This window comes from Neorhizobium galegae (genome assembly GCF_017877135.1).
Taxonomy (GTDB): domain Bacteria; phylum Pseudomonadota; class Alphaproteobacteria; order Rhizobiales; family Rhizobiaceae; genus Neorhizobium; species Neorhizobium galegae_A.
The window spans coordinates 71,275-85,434 of record NZ_JAGIPH010000005.1; the positions used below are offsets into that span (position 1 = coordinate 71,275).

A 14,160-nucleotide genomic window follows, 5' to 3' on the forward strand; every position below is an offset into this window, starting at 1 on the left:
CGCCGGGAAAGACCAGGTCAATCGCACCGGCGCGGGTCGCAGCAGGCCGGGAGGAGTGGCCGCGCGAAGGGGGTGTTTGGGGAGCGGTCATTCGGGGAGCTCTTTCGCCCCGTAAACATCCGGCCGAAGATCGTGTCTGGAAATCCCGGTAATCCGCTCGAAATCGAGAGCGCGTGCTGCCGGCACGCGAGACCAGCGATAAAGCGACGTGTGCTTGATTCCGAGCCTGCGAGCCAAGGACACCACACCACCGGCCTGCTCGGCCCCTTTGCGAACGATTTCAATCATGGGCGCAAAGGTAGTTTAAACCTACATTTTATGTCAAGCGTCTTGGTAGGTGCATTTTGGTAGGCATTGGCTACAACAGATGCATGAAAACACTTGGGGAAAGAATCCGCTACGCGCGCAAGGCGCGAGGACTCGTGCAGCAGCAGGTGGCCACCCACCTCGGCATTGCGCGCGTGAACATCACCCAGTGGGAAGCGGATCAAACAAAACCCGAAGCCAAACGACTGCCGGAGCTTGCAACACTTCTCGGCGTAACGGAGAGCTGGCTGCTCAGCAGATCCGGGGAAGATCCGCAGCCAGCCAAGCCCGGCAAGCAGGCCGACAAACCTGTGAGCCGGATCATTCCAGGCCAACAGCTTATCAGCCCGGAAAAGATGCCCGTGTACGCCGCTGCACAAGGCGGAGACGGACACGTCATCGTTTCGTTCGACGCGGTGGATTACGTGAAACGGCCAGCAGAGCTGGAAAGCGTCCGCGGTGGCTATGGCCTACTTGTGGCAGGCGATTCGATGGTTCCGGCTTTCCGAGGAGGCGATATGGCGTTGGTGAACCCTCACCTACCCCCATCGCGCGAGAAGAACGTTATCTTATACCACACCCCGCCCCACGGCGGGGATGTTGAAGCGATCATCAAGCAACTCAACGGCTGGAATGATCGGGAATGGCACCTGCAACAATGGAACCCCTTCAGGGAGTTCACGGAGTTTCGGCAGGAATGGCCGATCTGCCATCGCGTCGTCGGACGATACGACGCCCGCTAGCCATCCAATTCCAAGAGTTCGGCCGGCACATCTCCATACTTTGCCACCACCACGGCATCATCCCAATCTCCAGTACCCGGATCTCCATCACGGGAAAACGCCACAACGCTGGCGCTGGTTTTTGCCATCCTCTCAGCCAGGGTTCTGCAGTGGTTTAGATCGCGAGCCTGCCTCGCCTGGTCAGGGATGAGCATGCCCTTGTTGCCCTGCTGGAATGTCTGAACGACAAAATACGTAGCCATAGCAATCTCCTGTTCCTGATATGTTCTCATATACCATCCATACAAAAGGAGAAGTCCAGCATTTTTTGATGTAGTTTTAACCTACCTAAATCCGTTGACATTGTAGGTAGTCACAGGCTACTTTGAGGCGCTCTCCGATACCGGCACCAGCCGAGTAATATAAATGCGGCTACTGGCGCATGGGAAATCGGCAAGGCCCATCGTCAACCGTCTAGCGCCGCGCCTCAACGCGGCCGCTGTGAGTACATGAGATATGACAGCAGTCGCCTGGATTAAAAGCGCGGACCTGAAACGAATGGCCGCCATCGCAACAGAACAGAATGTCACGGTAGAGGTGACCGAAGCCGGCCGCACAATCCGAGTGGCGCCAGCCGCATCTGCTATGCCGTCACAAAATCAACTTGCTCCGCGAGGCGGAGTACGACTTTGATGGAAACCATGCCACGCAAGCTGCCGCTCAATGTGATCAAGGAAAGAAACCGCCACGGAACGGTGGTGTTCTATTATCGCGTCGGCAAGGGCCCACGCACCAGGCTTCGTGGCGTGCCAGGTTCCGAAGAGTTTAAGGCAGCGTATCGAGATGCCATAGCCGCCGAAAAACCGGCTCGCACGAGACAGAGAGGCGACACCAGAACCTTGAAGTGGCTTTTTGGCCAGTACATGGAAAGCCGCAAATGGGCGGAGCTATCCATCTCGACGCGACGAGCGCGCGGCAATCTGTTTTTGCAGATGCTGAAGAACGCAGGCGACGCGTTCTATGCCGACATTTCAAAGAAGGACGTCGAGGCTGCACTTGAAGCCCGCTCCTCAACTCCTGGCCAAGCCAATGCCCTTCTGAAGGCTTTGCGTGGCGTGTTCGAGTGGGCCATCAAATCTGATCTTGCGGAATTCGATCCAACGCACGGCGTAGAACGGCTCACCTACAAAACGGACGGCTTCGAACCGTGGACGTCAGAAGATGTGCATCTCTTCTGCAGGACGTGGCAGATCGGCACAGCGCAGCGCTTGGCGATGGAACTGCTGCTTTGCTCAGGCCTGCGACGCTCAGACATCGTTCGCGCCGGCCGTCAGCATATGACGGGGAATGTGTTCTCTATGCGCACCCGCAAAACGGGCGCCGACATCACTGTGGAATTTCCCGATCGCCTTATGAAGGTGATTGAGGAAACGAAGACCGGCGATCTTGCCTTTGTCGTCGGAGAGAATGGCCGGCCCTTCACAGTCGAGTCTTTTGGAAACTGGTTTCGGAAACACTGCACCGCTGCAGGCGTCACCAAGAGCGCGCATGGACTGCGGAAATTATCCGCTACGCTTGCTGCAAACGCAGGCGCTTCGTCTCACGAATTGATGGCGCAGTATGGGTGGGCGACGTCTCGACAGGCCGAGGTCTACACGAAAAAAGCAGACCGAAAGAGGCTTGGAATTCGCGCTTCAAAATTGGTTGCAGAACAGATCGAGATCGAACTTTCCCCGCACCTAAATTCTAGTGCGGGAAAAAACGAAAATTCCACAACGAAAACAAAGTCGAATTCGTAAAGTGGTGCCCCGTGCCGGAATCGAACCAGCACTCCTCTCGGAACCTGATTTTGAGTCAGGCGCGTCTACCAATTCCGCCAACGGGGCATCGAAAGTGGTGGCAGGGGATCTAGCACAGCGATGCGCGCCTGCGCAAGCGCTGCCTGTGCGGGTAAATGCCGGAATGCAGGTCACGCAAATGTGGCCCGCGGAGCAGCGGCGGCACGGGGAACGGCATTTACAGAGGAAGCGACCGGCTCTAGAGCATGGCCATCAATCGTGTCGCGCCCAGGAGAAACCCATGCTTGCCGCCCAGCAACACCGCCAGCCACTGATGACCTATTCGCTGGTTCTGGCGCTTGGCATGACGGGGACCGTGGGAACGGCGCTCGGCTTCCAGCATATCGGCGGCTATATTCCCTGCGCGCTCTGCCTCTTGCAGCGCGAGCCGTATTACTGGGCGATCCCGGTAGCGCTCGGAGCGCTTGCGACCGCCGCTTTCCGCCTGCCGCCGGCGGTCACCCGCGGCCTTCTCGGCCTCATCGGCATCATGATGCTGATCGGGGCTGGCATGGGCGTCTATCATTCGGGCGTCGAATGGGGCTTCTGGGCGGGTCCCGCCACCTGCTCCACCAGCGCCAACGGTATGACGACCAATGCCGGCAATCTTCTCTCAGATCTCAATACCGTTCACGGCCCCTCCTGCACGGAAGCAGCCCTTCGCGTGCTGGGTCTCTCCTTTGCCGGCTGGAACGTCATTGCAAGCGTGATTCTCGCCGCCATCGCCTTCAAGGGCGCTTTTACGCGCCGCGCCTGAGCTTTTCCACGTCCGAGGGGCTCAGGGCTCAGGGCTCAGGGCTCAGGGCTCAGGGCTCAGGGCTCAGGGCTCAGGGCTCAGGGCTGAAGTTCGGTATCCCAGTAGAGATAGTCCATCCAGCTTTCGTGCAGATAGTTCGGCGGAAACAGCCGGCCGTTGTTGTGCAGGTCCTGCACGGTGGGCTGGTAAGGCTTTTGCGCCGGGTGCATGCCGGCCTGCTTCGGCAATTTGCTGCCCTTGCGCAGATTGCAGGGCGAGCAGGCGGCCACGACATTCTCCCAGGTGGTTTCGCCGCCATGGGCGCGCGGGATCACATGGTCGAAAGTCAGATCCTCGTGCGAGCCGCAATACTGGCATTCGAAACGGTCGCGCAGGAAGACATTGAAACGTGTGAAGGCGGGGTTGCGCGTCGGCTGGATGTAGGTCTTCAGGCTGACGACGCTCGGCAGGCGCATGGAGAAGGTGGGCGAGGAGACCGAGTGATCGTATTCCGCGATGATGTTCACACGGTCAAGGAAGACCGCCTTGATCGCGTCCTGCCAGGACCAGAGCGACAAGGGGTAATAACTCAGCGGCCGGTAGTCAGCGTTCAACACGAGCGCCGGCAGGGCCTGCGGGGAGACTGCAATCGTCAACGGACGCTCCTCACCGATTCGGCTTATGTCCTTTCTATATTAGGTCTGTTGTTACAGGAATGTGAAGCCCCCTTGATGCCGCAGGCGCAGTCCCTGTGAATCAACCGAGCGGCAGCGCATCGCGGCGAAGCACGCTGGCATAATAGGCCCAGAACAGGCGGGCGGCCACGGCACGCCAGGGGCGCCAGAAGAGCGCTCTCTCGGCCACCTCGTCCGCCGTCGGGCGCTGCGACCACTGGAAGGCGTGGCCGACGGCTGCACGCAGCGCGACATCGCCGGCTGGAAAGATATCGCGGCTGCCGAGGCACAGCATCCGGTAGACCTCTGCCGTCCATGGGCCGATGCCGGGAAGCGCCACGAGCCTTGCCTGGATATCTTCGTCTTCGAGATCAGCCAGCCCATCAAGATCAAGGTGCCCCTCGACCACGGCGCGGGCCAGCGTTTCCAGCGTTCTGGCCTTGGCACGCGACAGGCCGAAGCCGGCCACGACGTCTGGCGTATGCGCCAAATAGTTGGCCGCATCGACCGTCCCTTGCGCTGACATACGCCGCCAGATGGCAGAGGCACTCGCCTTGGACACCATCTGCGACACGATGATATGGGCAAGGCCCGCAAAACCCGGCTCGGCAAGACGCAGCGGCACCGGCCCTGCGGCATCCACCACGCGCACAAGGCAAGGGTCGAGCAGACAGAGAGCGGTCAGCCCCTCCGCAATATCTGCATCGCTCTTGATCTTCGCCATCGTCATTTTCTCCGAGTCGTCGTAGTAAAGAGCATGCACAGTCCGTCCCGTCAAAAAGCCGTTTTCCGTTTTGCCCCGAGCCCGAACGGTTTCCTGCATCTGGGCCATGCGCTTTCCGCGCTGACCAACCAGAAGATGGCGCAGGAGCAGGGCGGCCGCCTGTTGCTGCGCATCGAGGATATCGACCAGACGCGCTGCCGGGCCGAATTCGAGGACGAAATCTTTCGCGATCTCGCCTGGCTCGGCCTCGAGTTCGAAACCCCGGTGCGCCGCCAGTCGCAGCATGTGGCGGATTATCAGGAAGCCCTCTCCCGCCTTGAGGACCTCGGGCTGATTTATCCTGCCTTTCTGACGCGCGGCGAAGTGAAGGCAAGGCTTGCCGCGGGCGAAGCAAGCGGAATACCCTGGCCGCGCGATCCCGATGGCGCTCCCCTCTATCCGCCGGAAGACCGTCTGCGCCCCGCATCGCAACGGGCGCATCTCCTGAAGAACGGCCTCCGGCACACGCTGCGCCTCGATATGCAAAAGGCGCTGTCACTGGTGAAAGGGCCACTCATCTTCCAGGAAACAGGTGATGGGGAAAAGGGCGAGATAACAGCGGATCCTTCCGTCTGGGGCGATGTGGTCCTCTCCCGCTCGGATGCGCCGTCCAGCTATCATCTCTCCGTGGTGGTGGACGATGCGCTGCAAGGCGTGACCCACGTGGTGCGCGGGCTTGATCTTTTTCATGCAACCAGCGTGCATCGCCTGCTGCAACAACTGCTCGATCTTCCGGTGCCCGTCTATCACCACCACCGGCTGGTGCTGGGGGCGGATGGGCGCAAGCTCTCCAAGAGCGAAGGATCGACGGGGATTGCAGCGCTGCGGGCTGCCGACCACTCACCGGCGGATATTCGCCACCTGCTCGGGTTCTGACGGGCCGGCATCCTGCCGCTTGCGACGCCGGCGAGTGACGAAGCGCGATTTGGAAAGCGCCGACAGCACGCGGTATTTCATCAGGGCGGCGTTCACCTCCGCGCCAAGCATGAAAATCACGCCGACCATGTAGAGAAACACCAGAACGATCATCACCGAAGCAAGACCCGCATAGGTCGCGGCATAATTGGCGAAGGTCGCAAGATAGGACGCAAAGATCAGCGCAAAAACGCTCCAGCAGAGGATCGTCAGTAAGATGCCCGGCAAGATGTCGATAAGCCGGCGCGAGCCCGCCGGCAGCCATTTGTGGCAGACGATCAGGCCGAGCACGAGCACGACCACCGTGCCGATCACCCCGAAGCTTGAGATATTGTCCAGTTCGTCGCGGAGCCACGGCATGTGCGAGCCGGCAAAGCGCACCGCGATCGGCAGCGCCACGAGCACGATGCTGATGGCGGCAAAAATCACCACGGCGACGATCACATAGCCAAGGCTTGCGAGGCGGGTCACATACCAGGGCCGGTTTTCCGGAACGCGGTAGGCACGGTTGAGCGAGATGCGCAGCGCCTCGACGCCGTTGGAGGCAAAATAGGCGGCCGCCAGAACCGAAATGGTCAGCAGCCCGCCACGCGGGATTTCGAGCACGCGGCGAATTTCCGCGGCCAGCGGTTCGGCAATCGCTGTCGGCCATGTGTCGAAGAGCAGATGCACCGCCGTTTCGGAAAAGCTGCTCGCGCCAAGAAAGCCGGCAAGTGCCGTGCCGAAAATCAGGAAGGGAAACAGCGCCAAAAGCCCCGACAGCGCCACATGGCTTGCCAGCGCCCACCCGTCGTCATCGTTGAAATGACCATAGGCGTCGAAGAAAACCTTGTAGACGAACTGGTACCAGCGGGTTTTTGGCAGGTCTTCGGCCAATGTGATCTCCGTTGTCACGTCCGCTCAAATATGGGAAACGCAAAGCCATTGTACAGGGAGAGAGCCTGTCGGGAGGAAGAATGACGCAAACGCGCTCCATCATCGTTACCGGCTGTTCATCCGGCATCGGCGCTTATTGCGCCCGAGCCCTGAAGGCCGATGGATGGCGGGTGTTTGCAACCGTTCGCAAGCCGCAGGATCTTCACGCCCTCGAAGCCGACGGTATCGAGGCGTTTCTGATGGATTATACGCGTCAGGACACGATCGATGCGCTTGTCTGCGATGTGCGACAGCGCACCGGCGGGCGGCTCGATGCCCTTTTCAACAACGGCGCCTATGGCCAGCCCGGCGCGGTGGAAGACTTAAGCACGGACGTGCTGCGCCTGCAGTTCGAGACCAATGTCTTCGGCTGGCACGAGCTGACGCGGCAGGTCATTCCCCTGATGCGGGCGCAGGACCATGGCCGCATCGTGCAATGCTCCTCCATTCTTGGCCTCGTGCCCTATCGGTATCGCGGCGCCTACAATGCATCCAAGCACGCCATCGAAGGCTTGAACGTGACGCTGCGCATGGAACTCGACGGCTCCGGCATCTTTGTCAGCCTGATCGAGCCCGGCCCGATTGCCTCGCGCTTCACCGCCAATGCGCTGGCGGCCGTGCGCGACCATATCGACATTGAAAACTCCGCCCACGCCGCCGAATACACACGCCAGCTCGCACGCCTTGACGGAAGCGGGCCGGTGAACCGAAACAAACTGGGACCGGAAGCGGTTTATACGGTTCTCTCCCACGCCTTGACCGCAAAGCGTCCGCGTCCGCATTATCTCGTCACCAAACCGGCAAAGCAGGGAGCGTTGCTGAAACGTCTGCTGCCCGCCGATCTGCTCTACCGGCTGTTGCGTAAGCTGGACTGACATCACTTCAGAAAAGGCATTCACTCCATGTCCAGTTTCACCACCATACTGGCCCTTGTCGTCATGGGGCTTGTGGTTCTGGTTCTGATCCGCGGCCTCTTCAATATGCTGAAGGGCACGGACGGCAACAAATCCAACAAGCTGATGCAGCTGCGCGTGCTGCTGCAGGCCATAGCCATTGCGCTTATCATGCTGACGCTCTGGCTCACCGGCGGAGGGCGCTGATCATGGTCAAGCTCAACAAGATCTATACCCGCACCGGCGATGACGGCACCACGGCGCTTGTCACCGGGCCGCGGCGCCTGAAGCACGACCTGCGCGTCGAGTGCTATGGCACGATCGACGAAACCAATTCGGTTATCGGCGTTGCGCGCCTCCATACGCAAGGGATGAGCGTCCTCGACCAGATGCTGTTTCGCATCCAGAACGACCTCTTCGATCTCGGGGCCGACCTTGCGACCCCCGATACCGGGGAAAAGGTGGAATGGGAGCCGCTGCGCATCGTGCAGTCGCAGGTCGACCGGCTGGAAAGCGAAATCGACACGCTGAACGCGGAGCTAGACCCCCTCACCTCGTTCGTTCTGCCGGGTGGCTCGCCAGCGGCCGCGCATCTGCATGTCGCGCGCACCGTCTCGCGCCGCGCCGAGCGGCTGATGGTGGACCTGTCGAAGATGGAAGGCGAAGTGGTCGGCGCGCCGGCGCTCAAATATGTGAACCGCCTCTCGGACTTTCTCTTCGTTGCCGCCCGCCACGCCAATGAATGCGGCAGGGCCGATATCCTCTGGGTCCCCGGCAAGAACCGCTAAGGGGTCTGCGACGCTGTGTCGGACCGGAATGGGGACATGACCAAATCGCACGATGCGACATCGGAAAAGGTTTTGTATTCGGCCTAAAAATGCGTATCCATGTCGCCCATTGACAATCAGCGGCGCCGCAGAAGCCGCATGTTCCCAATTGGTTCGATCTGAGGAAGAACGTCATGAAAATCCTGGTGCCTGTTAAGCGGGTGGTTGATTACAACGTGAAGATCCGCGTCAAGGCGGATGGCTCGGGCGTGGAACTCGCCAACGTGAAGATGTCGATGAACCCCTTCGACGAGATTTCCGTGGAAGAGGCGCTGCGGCTGAAGGAAGCCGGCAAGGCGGATGAAATTGTCATCGTCTCCATCGGGCCGACCAAGGCCGAAGAAACCATCCGCACCGCCCTCGCCATGGGCGCCGACCGCGGCATCCTCATCGAGACGGACGAGGCGGTCGAGCCGCTTGCCGTGGCAAAGCTCCTGAAGGGCGTTGTCGAAGCGGAAGCTCCGGGGCTGGTCATCGTCGGCAAGCAGGCGATCGATGACGATTCGAACCAGACGGGCCAGATGCTGGCAGCGCTGCTCGGCTGGGGCCAGGCGACGTTTGCCTCCAAGGTCGAAATCAGCGACAGCGCAGCAAAGGTCACCCGCGAAGTGGATGGCGGCCTGCAGACCGTCGAGGTCAAGCTTCCGGCCATCGTGACGACGGACCTGCGCCTCAACGAGCCGCGCTATGCCTCGCTGCCCAACATCATGAAGGCCAAGAAGAAGCCGCTCGACAAGAAGACGCCGGCCGATTTCGGCGTCGATATTGCCCCGCGCCTCAAGGTCATCAAGACCGAGGAACCGGGTGGCCGCAAGGCCGGCATCAAGGTCAAGTCCGTGGCCGAGCTGGTCGAAAAGTTGAAAACCGAAGCCGGCGTACTGTAACCGGACGACAGGGAGATAACGATAATGGCTATTCTTCTTCTCGCGGAACATGACGGCGCAGCCGTGTCTGATCAGACCGCCAAGGCCGTGACGGCTGCCGCCCAGATCGGCGGCGATATCCATGTGCTGGTTGCAGGCGCGGGCGTTCAGGCGGCGGCGGACGCTGCTGCCAAGCTGTCAGGCGTTGCCAAGGTGCTGGTTGCCGACGACGCAGGCCTTGCCAATGGGCTTGCAGAACCGCTCGCCGATCTGATCGTCAAGCTGTCTGGCGCCTATGACGTCATTCTTGCCGCCGCAACCGCTTCTGCCAAGAATGTCATGCCGCGTGTGGCAGCACTTCTCGACGTGATGCAGGTCTCGGAAATCACCGAGGTCATCTCGGCCGATACGTTCAAGCGGCCGATCTACGCCGGTAACGCCATCCAGACGGTTCAGTCGAAGGATGCCAAGAAGGTGATCACCGTGCGCACGGCAGCCTTTGCCGCCGTCGAGGCAACCGGTTCTGCTTCCGTGGAAGCCGTGGCGGGCGCTGCCGATCCCGGCCTTTCGAGCTTCGTCGGCGATGCGCTCTCCTCCTCGGACCGGCCGGAACTCACCTCGGCCAAGATCATCGTTTCGGGTGGCCGCGCGCTTGGCTCCTCGGACAAGTTCAAGGAGGTCATCCTGCCGCTCGCCGACAAGTTGGGTGCCGCCGTCGGTGCCTCGCGCGCTGCGGTGGATGCCGGTTACGCGCCCAACGACTGGCAGGTCGGCCAGACCGGCAAGGTGGTCGCGCCGCAGCTTTACATCGCTGTCGGCATTTCTGGTGCCATCCAGCATCTTGCCGGCATGAAGGACAGCAAGGTCATCGTCGCGATCAACAAGGACGAGGAAGCGCCGATCTTCCAGGTGGCCGATTACGGCCTGGTCGGCGATCTCTTCGAGATCCTGCCGGAGCTTGAAAAGGCTCTTTGAGCCTCATCAATATTGACTGAAAAACGGCCGCGCCTTGAGGAGCGTGGCCCTTTTTTGTTGCGGTGGATCGCCGCAACGATCCGACTGCCAAAAAATCCGTTCAGAACTCTTCCCAGTTCTCACTGCCGGACGGAGCAGCAGGCGCTGACGGCTGCGACAGGCCCGCCGTCAGCTTGCCCATCAGTGCCCGTGCCGGAGACGCGACGTGACGGCTGCCCTCGCCGGCCGGCTTGACCGGCGCAAAGCGGCTTAGTGCGGCCTTTGCCGGTCGTGCGGGCACAGAAACGGGCAGCGGCCGGTCCGGCGCGCTTGGCCGCGAGGTCATGGAGGCGGATGCCGTCATCTGCCCCTCCGACAGGTGAAAACGCGACACGAGCTCCGACAATCCCTGCGCATCGCCGGTCAGCCGCGCCATGTCGTTGTTGGTGCGCTCGGCCATCTGCGAGTTCTGCTGGGTGGTGTTTTCCATCTGGCGGATGGCAGTGGAAATTTCCCGGACGCTTTCCGACTGCTCGCCGGCGGCTTCGGCGATCGATGCGATCTGGTGGTTGATCTTGGCCACCTGACCGGCAATCTCGCCCAGCGCCGAGCCGGTGTTCTGCACGAGACCGACCCCGGTTTTCACCGCTTCGCCGGACTTGCCGATCAACTGCTTGATCTCGCGGGCGGCATTGGCCGAGCGCTGCGCAAGCTCGCGCACTTCCTGGGCCACCACGGCAAAGCCCTTGCCGGCCTCCCCGGCGCGGGCGGCTTCGACCCCGGCGTTGAGCGCCAGAAGATTGGTCTGGAAGGCGATCTCGTCGATCACGTTGATGATCTGCGAAATCTCGTGCGAAGCCTGCTCGATGTGGCTCATCGCCTCCACGGCGGAATTGACGATGGCACCGGAGCGATCCGTCGACAGCTTCGTTGCGGACACCATCTCGCGGGCACTTGCGGCCCGTTCCGTCGAGGTGCGGATTGCCTCCATGATCTGGGTGATGACGGCGGAGGTTTCCTCGATGGCGGCCGCCTGCTGTTCGGAGCGGCGCGACAGGTCATCGGTTGCCGCCATCATGCCGGCGGCGGTAGCGTTGATGGAGGCGGTGTTGCCGGATACCTGCTGCATCGTGGCGGCGAGATTGCGGATGGAATCGTTGAAGTCCACCCGCAACCGGTCGAGACCCTCCATGAAGGGTGTATCGATCGTGGTGGTGAGATCGCCGGAGGCAAGGCGGCGCAGGCCGGCGCCCAGCACGTCAACCGTCTGCTGCAGGCGCTCTGTTTCGGCAGCGCGGGCAGCCTCGCGGTCGCGACGCTCGACATCCGACATCTGCCGGTCGCGGTCGGCTTGCGACTGCATACGGATCTTCTCGAGCGCGGCATCACGGAAGACGGCAACCGAGCGCACCATGTCGCCGATCTCGTCGCTGCGCGCCTCACCCTTCAGCGCAATCGTCGTATCGCCACCGGCAAGCCGGCTCATTGCCTCGACCAGATCATGAATGGGACGGGTGATGCCGCGCGACACCACAATGGCGGCGATGACGGCGAGAAGCAGGATACCCGCGGCAAGGCCCAGAATGGTGTTGCGAAGACCGACCAGGCTTTCCAGCGCCTCGTTTTCCGACATCAAAGCCACCACGGCCCAACGATGGCCGGCAAAGGCCAGCGGTGAGGCTGCGGCGTAATGGCTGGCATCACGATAGCCCTCGATAAGGCCCGTCGCATCCGTGCCCTCTACGGCACGTTTCACCAGCGGCGACGCGAGGCGTTGCGACAGCGGGTTCTTTTCCGCAGCAAGCGGCGAATCCGTGACCAGCAGGTCGCCGGCATTCACCAGCAGCGTCTCGCCGGTCTCGCCAAGGCCGGTCCGGTTGGCAAACATGGTGTTGAGGCGGGTGGCCGGCACTGCAACGACGATGACGCCAACCTTGATATCCCCCATGAAAAGCGGCGCGGCGAGGAAAGCGGTCGCCTGTTTTGCGGCCCCATAAAGGGTGAAATCGGACAGCGCATACAGCTCGCGGTCCTCGCTGTCGGCCACCTTGCGGAAGACCTCGGCAAGCGCCGTATCCTTCAAGTCCGCATCGCCGAGGTTGGCGCCGTATTCGCCGTTCTTCTGCACGGAGTAGACAACCGTACCCTTGCCATCGACGAGAAAGATATCCGAATAGCCGTAGCGCTTCAGCGAGGCCCGGAGCGCCGGATGATAGAGGTTGTGGTTGCTGTCATAGGTGTCGATGCGGGCCGTATCGAGGTCGAGCCGCTTTCCGGCAGGATTGGGATTGTTGGTGATGTAGCGCTCGGTGAGCGTCTCCTTCGGCTTGTCGCCCAGATAGCGCCAATCGCGGCGGAACTTGTTAAGCGCCTCGCCGGTGGTGGCGGTGCCGGAGAGGGCGCGAAGGTTCGTCACCATGGTCTCGAAGTAAAGCTGCGCCTCGTTGCGCCGACCGTCCGCAGTCGCCTCAAGCTTTTCCATGACCTGTTCGCGCAGAACCTCGCCGCTTTTCACAAATCCGGCAAAGCTTGCCGCACCAATGGACAGAATTGTCACGACCGTGACGAACAGGGGCAACTTACGGGCAATGCGCATCAGCGACCGTCTCCATGAGATCAGGCGGCAGCGGACGAATGGTTCGATCCGTCCTGCCGTCCCTCTGGGCGCCATGGTGCCGTGGCACGCTTAAGAATAGGCTAAAATTACAGTGTCACGGATCATGGGACCGGCGGTCATCTTCGATTAAGGACTGGAAAATTACAGTGCCGGGCATTATCAATCTCGGGTAGGCGCAGGCTTCTCGTTTGCGGTTGCGATAGACGGCTGAAGGCCGCACGTTCCGGCCGAGCCGGATCACCTCTCGATAGGAAACAGGGCGTTATGATCACGAATGTTGGAATTGTCGGTGCAGGACAGATGGGCTGCGGCATCGCGCATGTGTCGGCGCAGGCTGGCTACAAGGTGACGCTCTACGACCTTTCCAGCGAACGCATCGAGGCAGGCCTTGCCACCATCAACGGCAATCTTGCCCGCCAGGTTGCCAATGGCAAGCTGAGCGACCAGGAGCGGCGCGACACGCTGTCGCGCATTTCCGGCAGCATCGATGTCAACGATCTGGCCCCGACCGATCTCGTCATCGAGGCTGCAACCGAAGACGAAAGCGTCAAGCGCAAGATCTTTGGCCAGATCTGCCCGGTGCTGAAGCCGGAGGCGCTTCTGGCCACCAACACCTCGTCGCTATCGATCACCCGCCTTGCCGCCTCCACCGACCGGCCCGAGCAGTTCATGGGCATCCACTTCATGAACCCGGTGCCGGTGATGAAGCTGGTGGAATTGGTGCGCGGCATAGCCACCGGTGAAAAGACCTTCAAGACCGCCAAGGATTTCGTCGCCTCGCTCGACAAGACCGTCACCGTTGCGGAAGATTTCCCCGCCTTCATCGTCAACCGCATCCTTCTGCCGATGATCAACGAGGCGATCTACACGCTCTATGAAGGCGTCGGCTCCGTCGATGCCATCGACACGGCCATGAAGCTTGGGGCCAACCACCCGATGGGGCCGCTGCAGCTTGCCGATTTCATCGGGCTCGACACATGTCTGTCGATCATGCAGGTGCTGCATGACGGGCTGGCCGACAGCAAATATCGCCCCTGCCCGCTGCTGGTCAAATATGTCGAGGCCGGCTGGCTCGGCCGCAAATCCGGCCGCGGCTTTTACGATTACCGCGGCGACGTGCCGGTTCCGACACGCTAA

Annotated in this window: 16 protein-coding genes and 1 tRNA gene; 10 read left to right on the plus strand and 7 right to left on the minus strand. The window is 61.2% G+C overall.

The genetic code is table 11. The features are described from left to right. Window positions 1-87 precede the first annotated feature (87 nt). Window positions 88-288: a transcriptional regulator gene (locus tag J2858_RS15535; RefSeq protein WP_210105738.1), complete on the minus strand. Its 201-nt coding sequence runs from the start codon at window positions 286-288 to the stop codon at window positions 88-90. Window positions 289-371: 83 nt separating this feature from the next. On the opposite strand from J2858_RS15535, the gene J2858_RS15540 reads away from it, so the two are divergent. Further along, the gene (locus J2858_RS15540; protein WP_245366294.1) at window positions 372-1,049 is read left to right on the plus strand and encodes an XRE family transcriptional regulator; all 678 of its coding nucleotides are present in this window, start codon (window positions 372-374) and stop codon (window positions 1,047-1,049) included. Here J2858_RS15540 and J2858_RS15545 read toward each other — a convergent pair. Then, complete coding sequence (locus J2858_RS15545; protein ID WP_210105740.1) at window positions 1,046-1,291, minus strand: hypothetical protein; 246 nt, start codon at window positions 1,289-1,291, stop codon at window positions 1,046-1,048. The two genes, J2858_RS15540 and J2858_RS15545, sit on opposite strands and share 4 nt — an antisense overlap. Window positions 1,292-1,720: 429 nt before the next feature. On the opposite strand from J2858_RS15545, the gene J2858_RS15550 reads away from it, so the two are divergent. Then, the gene (locus J2858_RS15550; RefSeq protein WP_210105741.1) at window positions 1,721-2,827 is read left to right on the plus strand and encodes a tyrosine-type recombinase/integrase; all 1,107 of its coding nucleotides are present in this window, start codon (window positions 1,721-1,723) and stop codon (window positions 2,825-2,827) included. Between the two features lie 2 nt (window positions 2,828-2,829). On the opposite strand, the gene J2858_RS15555 is transcribed toward J2858_RS15550, so the two are convergent. Continuing rightward, window positions 2,830-2,914, minus strand: a tRNA-Leu gene (locus J2858_RS15555). A gap of 193 nt (window positions 2,915-3,107) precedes the next feature. Here J2858_RS15555 and J2858_RS15560 point away from each other — a divergent pair. Then, window positions 3,108-3,623 (plus strand): disulfide bond formation protein B, encoded by a 516-nt coding sequence (locus tag J2858_RS15560; protein ID WP_210105742.1) that lies wholly within the window; start codon window positions 3,108-3,110, stop codon window positions 3,621-3,623. 77 nt (window positions 3,624-3,700) lie between these two features. On the opposite strand, the gene J2858_RS15565 is transcribed toward J2858_RS15560, so the two are convergent. Together J2858_RS15565 and J2858_RS15570 are read right to left on the minus strand one after the other, a co-directional pair. Continuing rightward, a complete protein-coding gene (locus J2858_RS15565) occupies window positions 3,701-4,258 on the minus strand; it encodes an HNH endonuclease (RefSeq protein ID WP_210105743.1) in 558 nt (185 codons plus the stop codon). Window positions 4,259-4,358: 100 nt separating this feature from the next. After that, window positions 4,359-5,000 (minus strand): DNA-3-methyladenine glycosylase family protein, encoded by a 642-nt coding sequence (locus J2858_RS15570; RefSeq protein WP_210105744.1) that lies wholly within the window; start codon window positions 4,998-5,000, stop codon window positions 4,359-4,361. 33 nt (window positions 5,001-5,033) lie between these two features. Here J2858_RS15570 and gluQRS point away from each other — a divergent pair, with 33 nt between their 5' ends. Further along, window positions 5,034-5,915, plus strand: coding sequence for a tRNA glutamyl-Q(34) synthetase GluQRS (gene gluQRS, locus J2858_RS15575; protein ID WP_210105745.1), 882 nt, complete (start codon window positions 5,034-5,036; stop codon window positions 5,913-5,915). On the opposite strand, the gene J2858_RS15580 is transcribed toward gluQRS, so the two are convergent. After that, entirely contained in the window at window positions 5,880-6,818 is a 939-nt protein-coding gene (locus J2858_RS15580; RefSeq protein ID WP_432443367.1) for a YihY/virulence factor BrkB family protein, read from the minus strand. The genes gluQRS and J2858_RS15580 overlap by 36 nt on opposite strands. 92 nt (window positions 6,819-6,910) lie before the next feature. Between J2858_RS15580 and J2858_RS15585 the strand changes: the two genes are divergently transcribed. From J2858_RS15585 to J2858_RS15605, 5 genes are all read left to right on the plus strand, one after another. Continuing rightward, window positions 6,911-7,744, plus strand: coding sequence for an SDR family oxidoreductase (locus tag J2858_RS15585; RefSeq protein WP_210105746.1), 834 nt, complete (start codon window positions 6,911-6,913; stop codon window positions 7,742-7,744). Window positions 7,745-7,771: 27 nt separating this feature from the next. Next, window positions 7,772-7,969 carry a twin transmembrane helix small protein gene (locus J2858_RS15590; RefSeq protein WP_210105747.1) on the plus strand — a complete coding sequence of 66 codons (198 nt, stop codon included), beginning with the start codon at window positions 7,772-7,774 and terminating at the stop codon, window positions 7,967-7,969. Between the two features lie 2 nt (window positions 7,970-7,971). Beyond that, window positions 7,972-8,550, plus strand: a complete 579-nt coding sequence (locus tag J2858_RS15595) for a cob(I)yrinic acid a,c-diamide adenosyltransferase (protein WP_210105748.1) — start codon at window positions 7,972-7,974, stop codon at window positions 8,548-8,550. 173 nt (window positions 8,551-8,723) lie between these two features. After that, window positions 8,724-9,473 carry an electron transfer flavoprotein subunit beta/FixA family protein gene (locus J2858_RS15600; RefSeq protein ID WP_210105749.1) on the plus strand — a complete coding sequence of 250 codons (750 nt, stop codon included), beginning with the start codon at window positions 8,724-8,726 and terminating at the stop codon, window positions 9,471-9,473. Window positions 9,474-9,497: 24 nt separating this feature from the next. Next, window positions 9,498-10,427: an electron transfer flavoprotein subunit alpha/FixB family protein gene (locus J2858_RS15605; protein ID WP_210105750.1), complete on the plus strand. Its 930-nt coding sequence runs from the start codon at window positions 9,498-9,500 to the stop codon at window positions 10,425-10,427. A gap of 100 nt (window positions 10,428-10,527) precedes the next feature. Here J2858_RS15605 and J2858_RS15610 read toward each other — a convergent pair whose 3' ends face one another. After that, complete coding sequence (locus tag J2858_RS15610; RefSeq protein ID WP_210105751.1) at window positions 10,528-13,002, minus strand: methyl-accepting chemotaxis protein; 2,475 nt, start codon at window positions 13,000-13,002, stop codon at window positions 10,528-10,530. 285 nt (window positions 13,003-13,287) lie between these two features. Here J2858_RS15610 and J2858_RS15615 point away from each other — a divergent pair, with 285 nt between their 5' ends. Beyond that, window positions 13,288-14,160 (plus strand): 3-hydroxybutyryl-CoA dehydrogenase, encoded by an 873-nt coding sequence (locus J2858_RS15615; protein ID WP_210105752.1) that lies wholly within the window; start codon window positions 13,288-13,290, stop codon window positions 14,158-14,160.